Below are 20170 nucleotides of genomic sequence, written 5' to 3'. Positions count from 1 at the left end.
TTAACTATAAAATTAAACAATTTAACGTTTTAATAATTAAGTGTGATTCAAATATTATTTAGATTTGTTTATCTTTAAATTACTATGGAATTAATAAAACAGAACTTTAGCATAAAAGACCTTGAAAATTTAACTGGAATCAAGGCGCATACCATAAGGATTTGGGAAAAAAGATACAATATTCTTAATCCCGATCGCACAGCTACTAATATAAGAACTTATGATAGTTCTAACCTGCAGAAGCTACTTAATATCTCATTTCTTAATGAACATGGATATAAGATTTCGCGTATTTCCAAACTTAGTGAGGATGAAATCAGTAAAATGGTAAGAAATATCAATGCAAGGGCCAGTAAAGAAAACCGGGCATTGAATGCGTTAAAGCTTTCCATGATAAATTTTGATGAAGAGCTTTTCAATGTAACTTATGAAGGCCTGCGAAAGGATAAGAGTTTTAGGGAGGTTTTCCATCAGGTTTTTCTTCCTTTCCTGGGAAATATAGGCTTGCTTTGGCAAACCGACACTATTAAACCAATTCACGAACATTTCGTTGTAGACTTAATTAAACAAAAGATCTATCTCCACCTGGCCGAAATTAAAAAAACTCATAAACCCACAAAAGATCGACTCTATGTTCTTTTTCTTCCGGAAAATGAAATTCATGATATTGGGATTATTTACCTATATTATGAATTGATCTACAATCATAGAAATGCCATCTATCTTGGCCCCAGTCTTCCATTATCAGACCTAAGCTACCTAATGGAACGCCACGATGACATCTGTTTTTTGAGTTATTTAACCACTTCCCCGTTAGAAGTAAGCACCTTTATTAAAGACTTTGAGAAACAAGTGTGTCACAAAAAGAATTATGAGCTCCTGTTATTCGGCCAGAAATTAAAAGACGTGGATACCAGTAAATTCCCCCCATTTATTAAAAAAATCGATAATCTCAACCAGTTTCTTTTGAGTCTATGAAAAAATCAGTTTCTATTATAGGCTCGGGCTTCGCTTCCCTGGCCGCAGCCTGTTATTTAGCCCGCGACGGTTACGAGGTGGAGATCTTTGAGAAAAATGAGACCATTGGTGGTCGTGCCAGGCAGTTAAAAAAAGATGGGTTTACTTTTGACATTGGTCCAACCTGGTACTGGATGCCCGATGTTTTTGAGCGCTTCTTCGCAGATTTCAGAAAAACCCCCGGGGATTACTATGACCTGGAAAAGTTAAATCCGGCGTATAAGGTTTTCTTTGGAAAAGAGGATAGCATAACTATTGGAGACACCCTTGAAAAGATTTATAAGGCCTTTGAAACAGAAGAGCCCGGTAGCGCAAAAAAGCTGAAGAAATTCATAACCGAAGCTCTTGATAATTACAATATAGCAATCAAAGAATTGGTTTATCGCCCGGGAATTTCACCTTTGGAACTGGTTACTCCCGCCACAGCGAAGAAGCTCGGTAGTTTTTTTAGTACTATTTCGAAAGAAGTGAGGAAGGAATTCACCAATACTAAACTCATTCAAATCCTGGAATTCCCTGTATTATTCCTTGGAGCCAAGGCGAGCAACACCCCGGCATTTTACAGTTTTATGAACTATGCCGATTTTGGTCTGGGAACCTGGCATCCTAAAGGAGGAATGTATAAGGTTATTGAGGGTATCGAGAAACTCGCACTTTCCCTGGGAGTGAAATTGAACACCAGTGCGTCTGTAGAAAAGATCTTTGTTAAGAACCACACTGCAACCGGAATTCTGGTAAACGGAAAACGCATTAAGAGTGATTATGTATTGAGTGGTGCCGATTATCATCATACTGAAACGCTTTTACCAAAAGACAACAGACAGTATTCTGAAAGGTACTGGGACAAAAAAACTTTCGCGCCTTCCTCTCTGCTGTTTTATGTAGGATTTGATAAAAAACTTGTAAATATCACCCATCACAGTCTGTTTTTTGACACCGATTTTGAGAAGCACGCCCGCGCCATTTATGATGATGTCAAATGGCCGGAAGATCCTCTTTTCTATGCTAGTTTCCCTTCTGTAACCGATGATTCTTCAGCACCACAAGATAAGGAAGCCGGAATATTTTTAATTCCTCTTGCACCTGATGTGGAAGATTCCGAAGAGATAAGAGAAGAATATTTCAGGAAGATCATTACCCGATTTGAACATATCACAAAACAAGAAGTAACAGACCATATTCTATTTAAAGAGTCTTTTTGCGTAAACGATTTTAAGCAGGAATACAATTCTTACAAAGGCAATGCTTATGGTTTGGCTAATACGCTTTTTCAAACTGCATTTTTAAGGCCAAAATTAAAAAGCAAAAAAGTTCACAACTTGTTTTTTACCGGACAGTTAACGGTCCCCGGACCAGGAGTTCCACCCTCGCTAATCTCGGGAAAACTTGCAGCAGGACTTATTCAAAACTCAAAAAAATAGCTATGAAAGAAATTTTTGACACCCTTTCCCACACTTGTAGTAAAAGTGTAACGCATGCCTACAGCACCTCCTTTTCCACGGCTACCCGTATGCTGGCACCTTCTATTAGACAGGATATTTACAACATCTACGGTTTTGTACGTCTTGCCGATGAAATTGTGGATAGTTTTCACGATTATGATAAAGAAAGACTTTTTAATGATTTTGAGCGAGACCTGCATTTGGCTATTGAAAATAAGATCTGCCTTAATCCGATTCTAAATGCTTTCCAGGAAACTGTGCATAAATACAATATCGAAGCTTCTCTCTACAATGCTTTTATGAAAAGTATGCGACAGGATCTGTATAAATCAGAATACTCATCTTTTGAAGCTTACAAGGAATATATTTACGGGAGTGCTGATGTAGTAGGACTTATGTGCCTGAAAGTCTTTGTTAAAGGCGATCCTGTAAAGTATGAAGAATTAAAAAATATGGCAATGAGTTTGGGTTCTGCATTTCAGAAAGTAAATTTTTTACGAGACCTGAAAGCCGATTACGAAGATCTTAGCCGCAGTTATTTTCCGCACACCAACCTGGCGCAATTGGATGAAGCCGGAAAAAAGAAAATTATTGATGAAATAGATGCCGATTTCAGACACGGGTTTGAAGGCATAGCTAAATTACCTGTAGAAGCAAAATTCGGAGTTTATACCGCATATATTTATTATAAGAAATTGCTTCACAAACTAAAGAAAACACCTCCAATGGAAATTAAGAACCGACGCATTAGAGTTTCTGATTATCAGAAGGTAGGTTTGCTGGCAAAATCGTATATTTCGTATAGATTAAATTTACTTTAAAATGAGCATTCTACTCTGGATAGCAGTTTTTCTGGGCACCTTCATTATTATGGAAGGCATGGCCTGGTTTACCCATAAATATATTATGCATGGTGTCTTGTGGAGATTACATAAAGATCACCATCACAAAGATCATAGCCACTGGTGGGAACGAAATGACCTCTTTTTTATTTTTTATGCTTTGGTAAGTATAGGTTTTTTTCTCTTGTGGAGATACGAAGACGTTTGGTTTGGTTTGCCTGTGGGACTTGGGATCCTGGCCTACGGAATCACTTATTTTACCGTTCACGATATTTTCATTCATCAGCGTTTTAAAATGTTCCGAAATGCTAATAACCGGTTCGCTAAAGGCATAAGAAGAGCTCACAAAATGCACCATAAACACTTGGGCAAAGATGATGGCGAATGTTTCGGGATGCTATGGGTGCCTTTTAAATATTTCAAAAAATAACATCTATTTTCCGTCGTTACTAACCTATGCAGGTACCTAAATATTTTTATGTTATTGTAGGAGGCGGTCTCGCAGGATTACAGCTTGCCCGGCAACTTAGCCGGGATATTTTTTTTAAGGGAAAGCAGATCGCGGTAATAGATCCCGATTTCAAAGCACCCTCAAAAACCTGGAGTTTTTGGGAAAAAAACACTGGGAAATGGGACAAGCTAGTTTCAAAAAGATGGAAAATTGGTCGGTTTATCACATCAGGAATAAATAAAAAGCTGGAGCTGGAGCCCTACCAATATAAAATGATAAAGGCTGAAGATCTTTACCGGGAGACCCTGGCCGAGCTCGAGGCTTCTCCAGATATTCACTTGATCCGTGATGAAATTTCAGAAATAGATCCGGTCACACGGGAAGCTTCAGGAAAAATAAATAATTATACTGCAACACATTTCTTCGACAGTCGCGTTAATCCTGAATACATGGAAGAGGGAAAACATACTTTAATCTATCAGCATTTTAAGGGTTGGGAGATCGAAACCACTGAACCGGTTTTTTCTCCAGAAGAATTCACCATGATGGATTACCGGCTGAAATATAAAAATGCTACAGCTTTTACCTATATTTTACCGGTTTCCGAAACAAAAGCTCTCGTAGAATACACCTTTTTCACACCCTTTTTAACCGAAGAAAGGGTATACGATGAAATGCTTAAGCGTTACCTCAATGAGTTTCTTAAAGTGAAAGACTATAAGATTGTTTCTACCGAGTCCGGCATCATCCCTATGACCGATTTCCCTTTCGAGGCCGAAAACACCTCAAAAATAACTAAAATTGGTACCGGAGGTGGATGGGTAAAAGCTTCTACCGGTTATTCCTTTAAAAACACCGAGAAAAAAGTAGACACCATAATTGAAAATATCAAAACAGGGGATTTTCCCGGTGAAAACCTCATCAATAAAAAATTCAAAAGATATGACGGGATATTCCTGGATGTGTTGGCTAATAACAATGAGAAAGGGGAAAGTATCTTCACTAAATTTTATACTAAAAACAACCCAGAGGAGATTTTCAGCTACCTCGATGAGGAAACATCATTTTCTGAAGACCTGAAAATAATGATGTCTCTCTACAGTTTCGACTTCATAAAATCTTTTTTCAGGAAAGCTTTTTAATCCTTTACTCCGCAATCAGTTCATCAAGGGTGTTTCTTAATTTCGTGCTATTCCAGTCGGCGGCGCCAATTTTTCTAATAATGATTTCCCCATCTTTATCAATGAGATAAGTGGTAGGAAGAGAGTAACCGTCCATAGGTTTAGGATCTTCTGAAAGCATCCTGTAACTGGGAATATCAAATTGCTTTGAATTCAGGAACTTCTGAGTAGTGTTATGTTCTTCTCCGGAAACAAAATAGAAGTCTACCTTGTCTTTATAATCATCATATAAAGCCTGGAAGCTCGGCATCTCCGCGATACAGGGCGGACACCAGGTGGCCCAGTAATTAACGATAATCACTTCGCCCTGGGAATCTGAAAAGTTAATCCTTTCTCTTTCACTGTTTTCAAGAATCCAATTATAATCGGCTAATTTTTCACGATCTTCTTCGTCGGTAACCGAAGGACTAAAGGAAAACACCTTATTTACAAAAATCTGGATTGGTTTACGGGTTTGGGGAATTATAAGAATAATGATCAATACTATAAAAATGATGTTGGACCACTGATTTTTGAAAAGCTTCATAAAGTAAATTTCAGGTTTAGACGAGAAACAAAGTTAAACTTAACAAACCGAATTAAGGCAAAAAAATCCCGCCAGGTCTCAGGCGGGATTCATCATTTATAAGAAACTTTATTTACTAAGCAACATTTTGCTTTTTGATAAGATTTAACGCTGAACCATGCTTATACCATTCAATTTGAGAATTGTTATAAGTATGGTTGGCTATTATAGTATCCTTGCTTCCATCGGCATGAACCACTTCAATAGTGATCTGCTTGTTGGGCGCAAAATCTTCCAAGTCTATAAAGTTAAAGGTGTCGTCTTCCTGGATAAGATCGTAATCACTTTCATTATCGAAGGTCAATCCAAGCATACCTTGCTTTTTAAGGTTTGTCTCGTGAATACGGGCAAAAGATTTAACCAGTACCACTTTTACTCCAAGGTGACGTGGCTCCATAGCCGCGTGCTCTCTGGAAGAACCTTCCCCATAGTTATGATCTCCAACCACAACTGTTGGCACTCCGGCTTTTTTATATTCACGTTGTACGCTAGGTACACCATCATACTCCCCGGTTAATTGATTCTTTACAAAATTGGTTTTCTTATTGAAAGCGTTTATAGCTCCAATAAGCATGTTGTTGGAAATATTATCAAGGTGACCACGATAACGTAGCCATGGCCCCGCCATAGAAATATGGTCGGTGGTACATTTTCCGAAAGCTTTTATAAGTAATTTAGCTCCGATAAGATTTTTGCCATCCCAAGGGTCAAAAGGAGTAAGCAATTCTAAACGCTCACTGTCTTCAGCGACTTTCACCTCAACAGAACTTCCGTCCTCTTTTGGTGGGATATAACCAGCATCTTCCACAGCGAAACCTAGTTCCGGTAGTTCAATACCTTTTGGTTCGTCCAGCATCACCTCTTCTCCATCTTCGTTGATTAATTTGTCACGAGTTGGATCGAAATCTAATCGCCCTGAGATCGCAATAGCGGCAACCATTTCTGGTGAACCTACGAAAGCGTGTGTATTTGGATTCCCATCGGCACGTTTAGAGAAGTTACGGTTAAATGAATGAACGATAGTGTTCTTCTCTTCTCCTTTACGGTCACTTCGGTCCCATTGACCGATACATGGTCCACAGGCATTTGTAAATATAGTTGCATCAAGATCTTCAAAGATTTGTAATAATCCGTCACGCTCAGCTGTAAACCTAATTTGTTCAGACCCTGGATTAATTCCGAAATCTGACTTGGCTTTAATTTTCTTATCTACCGCTTGCTTCGCAATGGAAGCTGCACGGGTAAGATCTTCATAGGAAGAGTTAGTACATGAACCAATAAGTCCCCAATCTACATTTATAGGCCAGTCATTTTCTTTGGCTTTAACGGCCATTTCTGAAATTGGAGTAGCAAGATCCGGAGTAAATGGTCCGTTAAGGTGTGGCTTTAATTCTGAAAGGTTAATCTCGATTAGTTCATCGAAATATTGCTCAGGATTGGCATACACTTCGTCGTCTCCTGTTAAGTGTTCTCTTACCTGGTTAGCAGCTTCTGCAACGTCAGCACGATCGGTAGCTCTTAGGTAACGCTCCATTGAATCGTCGTAACCAAAGGTTGAAGTGGTAGCACCAACTTCGGCACCCATATTACAAATAGTACCTTTTCCGGTAGCCGACATTGAGCGGGCACCTTCTCCAAAATATTCAATTATAGCACCGGTTCCACCTTTTACGGTAAGAATTCCTGCTACTTTTAAGATCACATCTTTAGATGAAGTCCATCCAGAAAGTTTTCCGGTTAATTTCACCCCAATAAGTTTTGGAAATTTCAGCTCCCAGGCCATCCCGGCCATAACATCAACGGCATCGGCACCACCAACACCTATCGCAACCATTCCTAGACCACCTGCATTTACAGTATGAGAATCTGTACCGATCATCATTCCACCGGGAAAAGCATAATTTTCAAGAACTACCTGGTGAATAATTCCTGCTCCCGGTTTCCAGAATCCGATTCCGTATTTATTGGAAACCGATTCCAAAAATTCAAAAACCTCATGACTTGATTTATTGGCGGCCTGCAAATCTATTACAGCACCCATTTTGGCCTGGATAAGGTGATCACAATGCACAGTTGTGGGTACTGCTACTTCTTTCTTTCCAGCTTGCATAAATTGTAGCAAAGCCATTTGTGCAGTGGCATCCTGGCAGGCAATCCTGTCCGGAGCAAAATCTACATAATCTTTTCCTCTTTGGTAAGCTTCTTTTACTTCGCCATCCCACAAGTGAGAATAAAGGATTTTTTCTGAAAGGGTTAAAGGTTTTCCAACTACCTCACGGGCTTTTTTCACACGCTCGGGCATTTGGCTATAAACCTTTTTGATCATATCAATATCGAATGCCATATTTGTTATTTTTAGGTTCTAAAAAGTCTCGCAAATTTACGAATTTTAGGGAGATTTTGAAAATTACAACCTAATATCAAAATTTATTGAAAATAACTTAATTATTATCAATTTAAGCGACAATAAATTGTGTGATATTAAAATTAAAGGTGATAAATTACGATATTGATAAAAATGCAATCGCATTATTATCAATATTTTTTAAAATAATTCTTTAATTATTTTCTCTTCGGAAATCCCTTCGGCTTCAGCCTTGTAGTTTTTAATAATACGATGCCTCAGAATGCTAATAGCAACTTTTTGTACATCTTCGATATCGGGTGAGAATTTCCCGTTTACTGCGGCATTGGCCTTGGCAGCGAGAATTAAATTTTGCGAAGCTCTGGGGCCAGCTCCCCAGTCAAGGTAGTTTTTAACCAGTTCTGGTGCTCCATTGGCTGTTGGGCGGGTCTTTCCAACCAGCCTGACAGCATATTCCACAACATTTTCGGCAACAGGTATTCTTCTTACTAAATGCTGTATCTGAATAATTTCCTCAGCATTGAAAAGAGCTTCAACTTCAACCTCTTCATCAGAAGTGGTGTTTTTTACTACCATCACTTCTTCCTCAAAACTGGGATATTCCAGGTTGATAGCAAACATAAAACGGTCTAATTGGGCTTCCGGTAAAGGATAGGTTCCCTCCTGTTCAATGGGATTTTGAGTTGCCAGAACGAAATAAGGTTTTGCCAGTCTATAATGATGTCCGGCTACAGTAACCGCTCTTTCCTGCATGGCCTCAAGTAAGGCAGCCTGGGTTTTTGGAGGAGTTCTGTTTATCTCATCGGCCAGAACGATATTGGCAAAAATAGGTCCCTTAATAAATTTAAATTGCCTGTTCTCATCGAGGATCTCAGCTCCAAGAATATCACTGGGCATGAGATCTGGGGTAAATTGGATTCGTTTAAAATCCAGGCCGAGGGTTTGTGCAATGGTATTAACCATTAAAGTTTTAGCTAAGCCCGGCACTCCTATTAACAAAGAATGCCCCCCGGAAAAAACGGAGAGCAAAATTTGATCTATAACTATATCCTGTCCAACGATAATCTTGGCAATTTCCTTTTTCAATTGCCGGTTCTTTTCAACCAGTTTCTCTACCAGTGCAACGTTAGACATAAATTTTTAATTTTTCAGCCAGTTACTGCTGTAATCGCAGTCCCGGTATTTACCGCTAACCTTCACATAGGTTTCACCAATCTTATCTTTCTGCCATTCTTCAATAGCTTCCATCTGCTTATCACGAAGGGCAAGCTCCTTAATTTTCATATAATCTGTCGCGTAATCGGCTTTATGCTCAGGAATTCTTTTGGTAACTCTTATAAGCTTAAAGGAAGGTCGCCCGGTACGGTCCTGCTCGGTTAATCTTCGGGATAATTCCTTTTCCTGCAATTCACCAATTTGTTCATAAAGTTTAGGATCTACTTTTGAAAGTTCAAAACGGGAATCTCCTGTTTGCGGATTCATTAAACGACCGCCATCATTTCTGGTTTCTTTTTCATCTGAGAATTCTCTTGCAGCTTCAGCAAAATCAAGTACTCCCTCATCTACACGTTTGCGAATACTGTCTATCTCACTTTTAGCTTCCTCCACCGATTGATTATTCACATCAGGAATAAGCAGAATATGACGCAGATCTACGGTTTGACCCCGTACACGATCTACCTGGATAATATGAAACCCGAATTCGGTTTCAAAAGGTTCACTTATTTCACCCTGCTGAAGGCTAAAAGCCACATCCTTAAATTCCTGTACAAAGTTGTCTTTTCTGGAAAGGCTAATCTGGCCTCCATTACTTGCACTTCCGGGGTCCTGACTGTACAGGATTGCCTTGGTTCCAAAACTTGCATCATTATCTTCTACATCAGCCTTAAATTCGTTAAGACGCTGAATTACCTTTTTTCTTTCAGATTCCGGAATTTCAGGTTTCACAACTATTTGGGCAAGTTCCACTTCTTCTCCAAACATGGGGAGCTCATCTTCAGGAATATTATCGAAATATTCTCTTATCTCTTCAGGGGTGATTTCTACCTCCTCAATAATACTCTGTTGCATGCGGCTGGCAAGTTGTCTTTCCTTATTGAGCTCGAACAATTCATCGCGAAATTCCTCTTCAGTATCCTTTTTATAGAATTCAAGAACTTTCTCCATTGAACCCACCTGATTCACCATTTCGCCAATCTGCTGATCGATATAATTATTGATCTCGGCATCCATTACAATAATACTATCCTGAATTGCGTGATGCGCATATAGTTTGTTTTCCATAAGGGAACCGGCCAATTCGCAGTCGGTAATACCGGCTGTGGACATACCCTGACTTTGCATATCTTTATACATTAATTGGATATCGCTGTCCAGCACAATGTAATCTCCTATTACGGCAGCGATTCCATCTACTTTTTTACGCTTGAAGTCACCGTCTTCAGTTTTATTTTGGGCCAATTCATCTTCAGCCTGAATTGCGGTACTATCGGTTACAATGACCTCCTGGGCAGCAAGATTCAGATTTAAAAATAATCCAAATATAAATGCGCTTAATTTAGTCGTAAATTTCAAATTCATTGTTTTTAATTGCATCTTTTGTAATTTCTTTTTCAAGTTCTTTTGTTAGATTGAGCTTTCTTTTATTTAGCAATATCTGTTTTAAAGTAGGCTTTGCGTAACTCAATGGTGCCTGTTCATTCTTCTCCAACACATCGTTTACATAGATCAAATATACACCTAAAGAATCTTCAAGCTGAAGAAAATTATCGGTTTTAAGCAAATCTGATCGGTTTTCTACGCTTAAAGGTCCTATTTTCCCATAAACCGATTTGGTTTTAACCCAAACCGAATCATTAAAAGAAAAATTCTTAAACTGCAGAGAAATCTTATCGAGTTCCTGCCTGTCATCCTCCTCAAAATCAACAAACCATTCCCTGATCTGTTCCAGGTTATTGAGATTTCTATCCAGATTTATATACCTGAGCTTAACAAGATCTTCTTTTAATTTGAAGTTTTCCTTGTGTTCTTCATAATAGGTTTCCAGCTCGGCTTCTGTAAAGCTGGTATCCATATTCTTTCTGGCCATCGCTTCGGTATAAGCATTGGTGTATAATTCATTTCTATAATTCTCCACCAAATCGTTGAATTCTCTCTGTTGTTCCTCCGAAAGATTTAAACGTGCCCGATCAATAATTAACTGCTGTGTGGCCCACCGGGTTATATAATTCGAAACGATAAGAGTACTATCTTCTGCACTGGCGTCTTCATTGATAAGTGCCTGAATGTCATCTTCATAAAGATAAGAATCATTAACCCGCACTACTACTTTCCGCTCATCGGTTTCTTCGAATAAATTACAACCTGCCAATCCAACGACAAGAAAAATATTTAATAAAAACAGGCGTGTGCTTTTCAATACTTTTTTTGATTAAGGCTAGCAATTTATATACCAATTCCAAACTGCTATTTTTGTGCCTTTTACATGGCAGCAAAAATAAGAATTCCTTTAGGTTCTACAAGCTATTCCCAAAACGATTCTAACTATATAAAATTATACAGAACCAATTATTACAATCCAACTAAATTTCTAGATCTCATCCAATATAGACTAAGACCGAAATGGGAATAAGAATAAGATCTAAATGATTTCCCTTAAGTTTTTATTAATTAAAAACTGTGTTTTAATGAATTGGGCGATTATATTTGCCAAAAATTAATCCAATTATGAAAAAAACAACATTATTATTTGCTTTTATCCTTTTAGGCTATATCTCCAACGCTCAAACCAAAACAGGGACTATTGATGCCGATTATATAATTGGCCAGATGCCGGCTATGGAAGAAGTAAATCTTGGGCTGCAGAATTATGACTCCGAGATGCAGCAGGATCTTCAGGAAACCATAAAAGAATACGAAGGTCTTATTGAAGTATATCAAAAAGATCGCGAAACTCTAAATGAGGAAGAAAGAGCAGAAAAAGAAAATGAAATAATTGGTCTTGAAAACGATATTAAAGGCTTTCGTCAAAGAGCTTCAGTGATGATGCAGATGCGTAGAAACGAACTCACTAAACCGCTCTATGACGAGATTAATCAAGCCATGCAACAGGTTATCCAGGAAGAAGGCTATACCCAGATCTTACATGCAAACGGCAATAGTTTAGCCTTTGCTGACGAGCGCTATGACATTACGGAAAAAGTACTGGGAAAATTAGGGATAGATCCTGAGGAAGTCCAGGAGGAAGAGTAAAACCCTGACTTTTTACAACAAAAAACCCGGCAGATGCCGGGTTTTCATTTATCTTAAAATTATACTTTCTACCTGCTGTAATTTGGTGACTCCTTGGTGATAGTCACATTATGAGGATGGCTCTCATGAATTCCAGAGGATGTAATCTTGACAAATCTTCCTTTTTCTTTCAAGGTATCCACATCTTTAGCTCCACAGTATCCCATTCCGGCGCGAAGACCACCCACAAATTGGTGAATGCTTTCTTCGAGGTCACCCTTATATGGTACTCTGCCCACGATCCCTTCTGGAACAAGTTTTTTAATATCGTCTTCCACATCCTGGAAATACCTGTCTTTTGAACCTTTGTTCATAGCTTCTACAGAGCCCATTCCGCGATAAGATTTGAATTTTCTGCCTTCAAAAATAATAGTTTCTCCGGGAGATTCTTTTGTACCTGCAAGAAGGGAACCAAGCATCACACAGTCGGCTCCTGCGGCTATGGCTTTAGGAATATCACCGGTATATCTAATACCACCATCGGCGATTACAGGAACACCTGTACCTTTAAGAGCTGCTGCCACTTCCAGAACTGCAGAAAACTGAGGAAATCCAACTCCGGCTACAACACGAGTAGTACAAATAGAACCGGGTCCAATTCCCACTTTAACTGCATCGGCACCAGCCTCTACGAGATATTTAGCAGCTTCAGCGGTAGCTATATTTCCAACTACAACCTCAAGCTCAGGAAAATGCTTTTTTACTTCTTTTAATACCTGAACCACTCCTTTGGTATGCCCGTGAGCGGTATCGATCACTACTGCGTCAACCCCTGCTTTCACTAATGCTCCAGCTCTTTCCACAGCGTCACCGGTAACACCAATAGCAGCTGCTACTCGAAGTCTTCCGTAGGTATCTTTATTGGCGATTGGTTTTTGTGAAAGTTTGGTAATATCCCTAAAAGTGATCAAGCCTACCAGTTTCTTTTCAGAATTAACTACCGGTAATTTCTCGATCTTATAATCCTGAAGGATATCTTCAGCTTCATCCAGAGAGGTACCCTCTGCTACCGTAACAAGATTTTCAGAAGTCATTACTTCTGAAATAGGACGTTTATTATTCTTTTCAAACCTGAGGTCTCTGTTGGTTACAATTCCAAGCAGCTTACCTTCATCATCAACAATGGGAATTCCTCCAATGCTGTGCTCCTTCATACTCGCTTTGGCATCGCTTACCCTGGCCGTGATGGGAAGAGTAACAGGATCGATTATCATTCCGCTTTCTGCTCGCTTAACTTTGCGAACTTTCAAAGCCTGAGCTTCTATACTCATGTTCTTATGCAAAACCCCAATACCTCCTTCCCGGGCAATGGCTATAGCCATCCGGGATTCGGTAACGGTATCCATAGCTGCAGAAATTATTGGAACATTTATACGGATATTTTTGGTGAATTGTGTGGAAATATCTACTTCTCTGGGAAGGATTTCAGAAAAGGCAGGGACTAATAGTACGTCGTCGTAAGTAAGGGCCTCTCCTAAAATTTTGGATTCGTGTGCGGTCATAGCAATTAATGATTTAATTGCGTGCAAATATACATTTTTTATCGCAAAAAATCCTTAAAACAGAATTAGTTACGAGGCACTATTGGAAAGACCTACTATCCGGTAAATTCCAGCAGATCGGTGGAGTTAAAACCTATCTTAATCCGGTCGGCTACTTCCCGTTCTTTGGTCACTACAGAGATTTTCTGGCCGTTATCAAGCTTCAACAGTAATTGTGTTCCTGTTCCGAGGAAAGTCTTTTTCAGGACCCTGGCGTGAGTTACATACTCACATTCTTCATTTATGCTCAGATTCTCATTACGGATGGCATGATCACATTTCGGATTGAGCGGACAGTCGAAAGCGGTTTGCATTTCCTTATTCAGCTGAATGGTATTCCCGAACAAAGAAGCCACATAAATGGAGGAAGGTTTAATGTACAGATTCGCCGGCTGGTCTTTCTGAATTATTTTTCCATTCTGAAGAATAAGGATCTCATCAGCTACCGAAAGCGCATCCTGGGTATCGTGAGTTACAAAAATGGCGGTTACCCCCGTCTTTTTGATGATTTCAAAAACCTGACTCCTAAGCTGCATTCTTAACATCGCATCCAGGTTGCTAAAAGGTTCATCCAGAATAAGCAAAGATGGATTAGGAGCTAAAGCTCTGGCCAGGGCTACCCTTTGCTGCTGACCTCCCGAAAGCTGATGCGGATATCGATGCTCCATTCCGCTTAGGCCAACCAGTTCGAGCATTTCCTTAGCGCGAGCTTTCTTATTTTTTAGCTTTGAGATTCCATACATCACATTCTTCAGCAGATCAAAATGCGGAAAAAGCGCGTATTCCTGGAAAACCAGTCCGATATTTCTTTTCTCGGGAGCTACTAACTTTTTGATTGAAGAAACCTCTTTCCCGTCAAGAATTATGCTACCACCATCAGGTCTTTCCAAGCCTGCGATTAGGCGAACAAGAGTTGTTTTCCCACTTCCGCTCTCTCCCACAATTGCGCACACATCTCCTTGCGCCAGTTTAAAAGAAACTTCTTTTAAAGCAAAGCTTTTGCCTTTATCAAAACTTTTAGAAAGGGAATCAACAATCAGCATCTTCAATCTTTTATAAGTAATCTATTAAGAAATATCACGGGAATCGCCGCCGTGAATATAATAAATAATGAAGGAATGGCAGCTTCCATAACCATTTCGTCGCTGGCATACTCGAAGGCTTTCACAGCCAGAGTATTTATATGAAATGGTTTCAGGATCAGTGTAAGAGGCAACTCCTTCATAACGTCTATGAAAACAAGGATGATCGCACTCAGGATCCCGGTTTTTATAAGCGGAAATTCCACCCTTAAAAAAGTTCTGAAATTCCCCATCCCAAGCATCCTCGATGAATCTGGTATACTCTTACTTACTTTTAAACCGGTAGATTCAATAGGATTATAAGCAACAGCCAAAAACCTTACAGCATAAGCATAAACCAAGGCTACCAGGCTTCCATTAATAAGCAAACCTGCGCTTATTCCGAAGTAATCATTCATTATTCCGATAATCCATTTATCCAAAGCCAGGGTTGGAATCATAATTCCAATGGCCACAACGGCTCCCGGAATAGCGTAACCCAATATTCCGAGTTTCGAAATGCTTTTAACAGTATTGATACTACTCCATTTAGCAAAATAGATCAGCAATGTTGCAAAAATCACCGTTACCACTGCAGTAACAAAGGCGATCCAAAAACTCTGCAGGGATAATAAGAGAAAATCAAAATCAAAAACATTCCCGGCTGTAAGCACCGCCCAGTAAATTAGTTGAGCCAGAGGAATAAAGAATCCAAAGCTCACAGGAATTAGAACAACAAAGAAAATAAGCCATTGCGCCGGTTTTCTAAATTCTTTTCGATGAGAAAATTTAGAGGCCTTTTGAGAAGCCACCTGCTGGTTTTTTCGTTGCCATTTTTCGAATAAAATAAGGGCAAATACAATGGCGATAAGTAAAGCCGAAAGATAGATCGCGGTTTCAGGCTCCTCCAAAGCAAACCAGGCCCTGAAAATTCCGGTAGTAAAGGTGTTAACCCCAAAATATTGCGCTGCCCCGTAATCGTTAAGCACTTCCATCAATACCAAAATCAAACCTGCGATAATGGCCGGACGGGCAAGCGGAAGGATCAATTTAAAGAAAGATTTAAACTCCCCTATCCCCAACATCGTAGAAGCCTCAAGCAAATTACCGGCCTGATTCAAAAAAAATGCTCTGGAACTCACATACACATATGGAAAAAGGGAAATACTCAATACAAATGCCAATCCGAATTTATTCATCATATCAATTCGGAAAAAATCGATATCGAAAACTCTTAACAACAACTCGAGACTACCGCCATAATCAAAAATTCCAGCATAAGCATAAGCCACAATATAAGATGGAATGGCCAGCGGAAGAATAAGCAACCATTCCAGCTGCTTTCTGAAAGGGAATTCAAAGCGGGACACCAACCAGGCACTACTCACTCCGAATAAAAGCACTAACAGACTACAGAAAAATACAAGGAAAAAAGAATTCCCTATATAATCTACAAGCAAATTATCCACTAGATGTCCCCAGGTCTCCCCAGGTCCTGCAAAAAGTTTAACCCCAATGGAAATAATTGGCAAGGCGATAAAACCAACGATGGCCAGCGTTAAAACCGACCATCTATTGGTATCTCTTTTAAGGCGATTAAGCCTTGCTTTTAAAGAAAATATGTCACTACTTCCAGCCTGCTTCATCAAATAGCATTACTGCTTTTTTATTGTTTTGTCCCAATTGCGATAGGTTTAAAGTATCTTCTTTGAAATCTCCCCATTCCTGTAACAAAGCAGCAGGCTCGACAGCCTCATTTACAGGGTACTCATAATTAGAATGAGCGAAGATCTTTTGAGCTTCTTCAGAAACCAGAAATTCAATAAATTTTATAGCATTTTCCTTATTAGGAGCATATCTCGCTACTCCGGCACCGCTCACATTAATATGAGTACCACGCCCATCCTGGTTAGGGAAGAACAAGCCAACTTTTTCTCCGGCTTTTACTTCTTCAGGATCATCAGAATTGAGCAATTTCCCAATGTAATAAGTATTAACAATAGCAAGATCACCTTCACCCGCAACCACGGCTTTAACCTGGTCCCGATCATTTCCTTTTGGTGAACGGGCCATATTTTCGACTACCGCTTCTGCCCATTTTTTAGCTTCTTCTTCGCCGTTATTTACGATCAGAGAAGCCATTAAGCTCTGGTTATAAATATTTCCTGAACTACGGACGAGCAATTTCCCATTCCATTTTTCTGAAGCCAGATCTTCATAGGTCGAAAGTTCTTCGGGATTTACACGATCTTTTGCATAGGCGATAACCCGTGCACGCTTTGTAAGAGAAAACCAATGATTATCTTGATCTTTCAAATGTGAAGCTATGGTATTTTCCAGCACCTCAGACTCTATGGATTGGAGTAAATCCCTGGATTTCGCTCTTTCCAGCCGACCGGCATCTACTGTAATTAAAACATCGGCAGGAGATTGCTCGCCTTCCATACTCATTTTCTGAATCAGTTCATCGGCGCTGGCATTGATTACATTTACCTTTATTCCGGTTTCTTCTTCAAATTGTTTGAATAATTCCTGATCTGATTCGTAATGACGATGCGTATAAACATTTACTTCTTTGGATTCCTGATCTTCAGTATTCTTTTCTTCTGAATTTTTACAGGAGAACATTAAAGTTAAAGCCAAAAGACCAATTAAAGTTTTCTTCATTTTCTGGAGTTTTTAATTTGAGTTCAAATATAGTTATTTAGAATAGGTATAAATAAAATGAAGGCATTTTTTTGGCTGATAACGGCCAATTACCAACGCTTCACAATATTTATTTTTAGCAATTAGTTCTACAACCTAAACTGAAGAGTACTATACCAGGTCATTGGTTGCGCCGGAATAATTCCGGGGCCGGGATAACCTGTTGCTCTTCTCGTAAAGTAGCTGTTGTTTAATAAATTATTTATTCCTGCTTCCAGTTTAAATCGTTTGTAGGAATAGGAAAAAGACAAATCCATTATCCCGTAAGCCGGAATTTCGCCCTCTATTCCTCTTTGGGAATCACGCCTGTCCTGCCGCGCATTCGTGGCATCGGTATATTGAGTAGAAAGATAGGAGTACTGAAGGCTTCCCAAAAGATTTTTGTAACCAAAACTCAAACCGGTTTTGAGGTTTACTTCCGGAATAAATTCTACCTGATTTCCTTCAACATTGGTTTGCTCAGATTGAGTGTATTCAGAATTTGTGAAAGCTGCATTTAGAAAAAGACTGGCTAGATAGTCTTCGTTTTCACCAAATAAAATGTTTTTTAGATTCCATTCCCCAAAGGTTTCAATACCGTAAATAAAAGCATCTCCAATATTTCCTCTGAAACGCACCAACCTTCCTGTCTCTACTATTTCTCCCGAAGCATTCTCCCTTTCTTCAGCCTTGAGTACCTCTCCAATCCTGTTGTTGTATTTCAGGCCAAAAATGCTGCTGTCATAAGAAAAATCGCCCCATCTACCGCGAATTCCGAGGTCGGTAGTAAAACCTTCTTCATCGGTGATATTCGGATCTACCTGGAAAACCGGGTTGACCACCCGTATATCATTAAAAGTAACTGAACGATAGTTTTGCGAAAAATTCCCATAAATTTCAGACTCCGGCGTAAATTTATAAGCAATGCCCACTCCCAGCAATACAAAACCTCGTTCAAATTCACGGTTATCAGAAATTGTTTCATTCTGAAGAACATTCCCGGCTAAATCGGTGAAAATGTTTTTAAAGCTACCTTCACTTTGAGTATGGATATATTCAAATCTAAAACCGGGAGTAACAGAAAAATTCTCTGTAAGATGGAAGATGTTTTCTCCAAAAACTGCCAGATTCTTATTTGGAAATTCGAACTCAGACTGTCTTGAATAGTTTGGATATGAGGAAGTCGCAAACCTAAAATCGGGGTCGGAATCTGCAGTTCCGGGCCCCTGTCTTTGCGTATTGTCAGCATTATAATATTTACTCCCTATAAGAAACACCGACTCTTCTCCAAACAGGTTGTAACGGGTTAACAGGCGAGCTTCGGCACCCCAGTTATTGAAGGCATCATACAACAATTCTCTTGGTTCCTGAGGATCATCTGGCTGAGAAACCCGGTTTTGCCGGTATCCCAGTGCTTGTCTTGACGCATCAAGACCAAAAAGATTAAGGCTGAAATCTGTCCTGCTGGAAATTTCGTGCTCCAGTTTTAAAGCAAATAAATTCCAGTTGACATCAAACCAGTTCCTGGAGCGGTTGCTGTAATCTGGGTTTTCATAAAACTGAGCATCAGTTAGACCACCGGGCTGTTGGGCCAGGTAATCCAACCAGGTGTATTCAAAACTCAATTTTGTTCTATCACTAAGTCTCCAACCCAAATGAGCAAAAGCATTATGAGATTCATAGCCGGAATTTTCCCTAAAACCATTCCCGGATTTATAATTATAGTAAGTATAATAACTAAAATCACCCACAGTCCCACTGGCGCTGTTAAAGCTGGTAAAAAGATCGTAAGATCCCATAGACTGCCGGCTGATAAACTCAAATTTTTTAAGAGGATTTGGTTTTTTAAACCTGAAATTGATTAGCCCACCAAACTGGGTCCCATATTGAAGGGAGGCCGCTCCACGTACTATCTGTATCTCGCTCAAAGCTTCCGGTGGCGGAGTATAGTAACTCTCGGGATACCCCAAAACATCTGCCGAAATATCATATCCGTTTTGGCGGGTATTAAAATTTTGAGTACGGTTGGGGTCCAGGCCTCTTCCACCTATGTTTAACTGCAAACCGGCGTCCCCATTATCATAAATATTTAATCCAACAACCTGGTTATAAATCTGCCGGGCATTATTTGCGGCAAGATTTCCGGTCACCTTATGCATGAGGACCACTTCACTTTTTTTACCGGCATAAATTGCAGTTCCTTCTACTTCTCTTAACCTGCGCAAGGCAAATAATTGCTCGCGGCGTTGAGAAATAATAACCTCAGAAAGATTTTCAGAAAGGGGCTGAAGAGTAAATGTAACTTCGGTGTTTTCAGTGATTTCAATTTCCCTTTCTTCTAGCTGATATTGGAAACTATATACTACAAATTCATAGCGGGCCGGTGGTAAAGTTTCAATACTAAAATTCCCGGTTTCATCAGTAAGCGTAAGTTCTCCGGTGGTTTTATTATAAATTTCAGCATAGGGAATACCTGAATTATTTTCAGAAGAAATCACTTTACCCCGAAGTGACTGGGCCTGAATCCCGGAAAAAGTTAATAATATAAAACATAAGCAACTAAAGGCCTTTAATGTTTTCATGAAATGGTAATATAAATGTTTTGTGTTTGAAGGAGTCTTTCTCCTCCAGCAAGTTGACCTCAGGATCAATATAAGGCGCACTTTTTCTTCCATTAAGCGCTACATAACTTTCCACATAAATTTCGATATTCTCATGCCCGTCTTTTCT

At 39.5% G+C, this 20170-nt stretch carries 17 protein-coding genes; 6 read left to right on the top strand and 11 right to left on the bottom strand.

Annotated features, from left to right (window positions below):
- Positions 1–84 precede the first annotated feature (84 nt).
- From ACESK1_RS04895 to ACESK1_RS04875, 5 genes are read left to right on the top strand one after another with little or no spacing between them, the layout of a single operon-like run.
- Entirely contained in the window at positions 85–978 is an 894-nt protein-coding gene (locus tag ACESK1_RS04895) for a MerR family transcriptional regulator (protein WP_372918496.1), read from the top strand.
- On the top strand, positions 975–2438 hold the full coding sequence (locus ACESK1_RS04890; RefSeq protein WP_372918494.1) for a phytoene desaturase family protein: 1464 nt from the start codon (positions 975–977) through the stop codon (positions 2436–2438). The genes ACESK1_RS04895 and ACESK1_RS04890 overlap by 4 nt, the downstream gene beginning before the upstream one ends.
- Before the next feature lie 2 nt (positions 2439–2440).
- Positions 2441–3280, top strand: coding sequence for a phytoene/squalene synthase family protein (locus ACESK1_RS04885; RefSeq protein ID WP_372918492.1), 840 nt, complete (start codon positions 2441–2443; stop codon positions 3278–3280).
- Between the two features lies 1 nt (position 3281).
- Positions 3282–3731 (top strand): beta-carotene hydroxylase, encoded by a 450-nt coding sequence (locus tag ACESK1_RS04880; RefSeq protein WP_372918490.1) that lies wholly within the window; start codon positions 3282–3284, stop codon positions 3729–3731.
- 26 nt (positions 3732–3757) lie between these two features.
- Positions 3758–4894 carry a lycopene cyclase family protein gene (locus ACESK1_RS04875; protein WP_372918488.1) on the top strand — a complete coding sequence of 379 codons (1137 nt, stop codon included), beginning with the start codon at positions 3758–3760 and terminating at the stop codon, positions 4892–4894.
- A gap of 4 nt (positions 4895–4898) precedes the next feature.
- Here ACESK1_RS04875 and ACESK1_RS04870 read toward each other — a convergent pair whose 3' ends face one another.
- The 5 genes from ACESK1_RS04870 to ACESK1_RS04850 all read right to left on the bottom strand — a co-directional run bounded on the left by ACESK1_RS04870 (position 4899) and on the right by ACESK1_RS04850 (position 11281).
- The gene (locus ACESK1_RS04870; protein WP_372918486.1) at positions 4899–5459 is read right to left on the bottom strand and encodes a TlpA family protein disulfide reductase; all 561 of its coding nucleotides are present in this window, start codon (positions 5457–5459) and stop codon (positions 4899–4901) included.
- Between the two features lie 115 nt (positions 5460–5574).
- Entirely contained in the window at positions 5575–7842 is a 2268-nt protein-coding gene (locus tag ACESK1_RS04865) for an aconitate hydratase (protein ID WP_372918484.1), read from the bottom strand.
- Positions 7843–8043: 201 nt separating this feature from the next.
- Positions 8044–8997 (bottom strand): AAA family ATPase, encoded by a 954-nt coding sequence (locus ACESK1_RS04860; protein ID WP_372918482.1) that lies wholly within the window; start codon positions 8995–8997, stop codon positions 8044–8046.
- 6 nt (positions 8998–9003) lie between these two features.
- Positions 9004–10443: a peptidylprolyl isomerase gene (locus ACESK1_RS04855; protein WP_372918480.1), complete on the bottom strand. Its 1440-nt coding sequence runs from the start codon at positions 10441–10443 to the stop codon at positions 9004–9006.
- A complete protein-coding gene (locus ACESK1_RS04850) occupies positions 10421–11281 on the bottom strand; it encodes a peptidyl-prolyl cis-trans isomerase (protein ID WP_372918478.1) in 861 nt (286 codons plus the stop codon). Before ACESK1_RS04850 ends, ACESK1_RS04855 begins: the two co-directional genes overlap by 23 nt.
- A 308-nt stretch (positions 11282–11589) precedes the next feature.
- Here ACESK1_RS04850 and ACESK1_RS04845 point away from each other — a divergent pair, with 308 nt between their 5' ends.
- Complete coding sequence (locus ACESK1_RS04845; protein ID WP_372918476.1) at positions 11590–12114, top strand: OmpH family outer membrane protein; 525 nt, start codon at positions 11590–11592, stop codon at positions 12112–12114.
- A 68-nt stretch (positions 12115–12182) separates the two neighbouring features.
- On the opposite strand, the gene guaB is transcribed toward ACESK1_RS04845, so the two are convergent.
- From guaB to ACESK1_RS04815, 6 genes are all read right to left on the bottom strand, one after another.
- Positions 12183–13655 carry an IMP dehydrogenase gene (guaB, locus tag ACESK1_RS04840; RefSeq protein ID WP_372918474.1) on the bottom strand — a complete coding sequence of 491 codons (1473 nt, stop codon included), beginning with the start codon at positions 13653–13655 and terminating at the stop codon, positions 12183–12185.
- 95 nt (positions 13656–13750) lie between these two features.
- Positions 13751–14737 carry an ABC transporter ATP-binding protein gene (locus tag ACESK1_RS04835; RefSeq protein WP_372918472.1) on the bottom strand — a complete coding sequence of 329 codons (987 nt, stop codon included), beginning with the start codon at positions 14735–14737 and terminating at the stop codon, positions 13751–13753.
- 2 nt (positions 14738–14739) lie between these two features.
- On the bottom strand, positions 14740–16401 hold the full coding sequence (locus ACESK1_RS04830) for an ABC transporter permease (protein WP_372918533.1): 1662 nt from the start codon (positions 16399–16401) through the stop codon (positions 14740–14742).
- Entirely contained in the window at positions 16382–17422 is a 1041-nt protein-coding gene (locus ACESK1_RS04825; RefSeq protein WP_372918470.1) for a Fe(3+) ABC transporter substrate-binding protein, read from the bottom strand. The genes ACESK1_RS04830 and ACESK1_RS04825 overlap by 20 nt, the downstream gene beginning before the upstream one ends.
- A 128-nt stretch (positions 17423–17550) precedes the next feature.
- Positions 17551–20022, bottom strand: a complete 2472-nt coding sequence (locus ACESK1_RS04820) for a TonB-dependent receptor domain-containing protein (RefSeq protein WP_372918468.1) — start codon at positions 20020–20022, stop codon at positions 17551–17553.
- Entirely contained in the window at positions 20000–20137 is a 138-nt protein-coding gene (locus ACESK1_RS04815) for a hypothetical protein (protein ID WP_372918531.1), read from the bottom strand. Before ACESK1_RS04815 ends, ACESK1_RS04820 begins: the two co-directional genes overlap by 23 nt.
- Positions 20138–20170 lie beyond the last annotated feature (33 nt).

The organism is Salegentibacter sp., from assembly GCF_041642575.1.
In the GTDB taxonomy this organism is placed as follows: domain Bacteria; phylum Bacteroidota; class Bacteroidia; order Flavobacteriales; family Flavobacteriaceae; genus Salegentibacter.
This window is presented reverse-complemented; position numbering and strand designations above follow the sequence as displayed.

What these genes read in the sequence shown, in the direction of transcription:
- ACESK1_RS04845 (WP_372918476.1), top strand. Translation starts at nt 11,590, where the DNA reads ATGAAAAAAACAACATTATTATTTGCTTTTATCCTTTTAGGCTATATC.
- ACESK1_RS04880 (WP_372918490.1), top strand. Translation starts at nt 3,282, where the DNA reads ATGAGCATTCTACTCTGGATAGCAGTTTTTCTGGGCACCTTCATTATT.
- ACESK1_RS04835 (WP_372918472.1), bottom strand. Translation starts at nt 14,737, where the DNA reads ATGCTGATTGTTGATTCCCTTTCTAAAAGTTTTGATAAAGGCAAAAGC.
- ACESK1_RS04890 (WP_372918494.1), top strand. Translation starts at nt 975, where the DNA reads ATGAAAAAATCAGTTTCTATTATAGGCTCGGGCTTCGCTTCCCTGGCC.
- ACESK1_RS04830 (WP_372918533.1), bottom strand. Translation starts at nt 16,401, where the DNA reads ATGAAGCAGGCTGGAAGTAGTGACATATTTTCTTTAAAAGCAAGGCTT.
- guaB (WP_372918474.1), bottom strand. Translation starts at nt 13,655, where the DNA reads ATGACCGCACACGAATCCAAAATTTTAGGAGAGGCCCTTACTTACGAC.
- ACESK1_RS04885 (WP_372918492.1), top strand. Translation starts at nt 2,441, where the DNA reads ATGAAAGAAATTTTTGACACCCTTTCCCACACTTGTAGTAAAAGTGTA.
- ACESK1_RS04865 (WP_372918484.1), bottom strand. Translation starts at nt 7,842, where the DNA reads ATGGCATTCGATATTGATATGATCAAAAAGGTTTATAGCCAAATGCCC.
- ACESK1_RS04860 (WP_372918482.1), bottom strand. Translation starts at nt 8,997, where the DNA reads ATGTCTAACGTTGCACTGGTAGAGAAACTGGTTGAAAAGAACCGGCAA.
- ACESK1_RS04870 (WP_372918486.1), bottom strand. Translation starts at nt 5,459, where the DNA reads ATGAAGCTTTTCAAAAATCAGTGGTCCAACATCATTTTTATAGTATTG.
- ACESK1_RS04825 (WP_372918470.1), bottom strand. Translation starts at nt 17,422, where the DNA reads ATGAAGAAAACTTTAATTGGTCTTTTGGCTTTAACTTTAATGTTCTCC.
- ACESK1_RS04855 (WP_372918480.1), bottom strand. Translation starts at nt 10,443, where the DNA reads ATGAATTTGAAATTTACGACTAAATTAAGCGCATTTATATTTGGATTA.
- ACESK1_RS04820 (WP_372918468.1), bottom strand. Translation starts at nt 20,022, where the DNA reads ATGAAAACATTAAAGGCCTTTAGTTGCTTATGTTTTATATTATTAACT.
- ACESK1_RS04895 (WP_372918496.1), top strand. Translation starts at nt 85, where the DNA reads ATGGAATTAATAAAACAGAACTTTAGCATAAAAGACCTTGAAAATTTA.
- ACESK1_RS04875 (WP_372918488.1), top strand. Translation starts at nt 3,758, where the DNA reads ATGCAGGTACCTAAATATTTTTATGTTATTGTAGGAGGCGGTCTCGCA.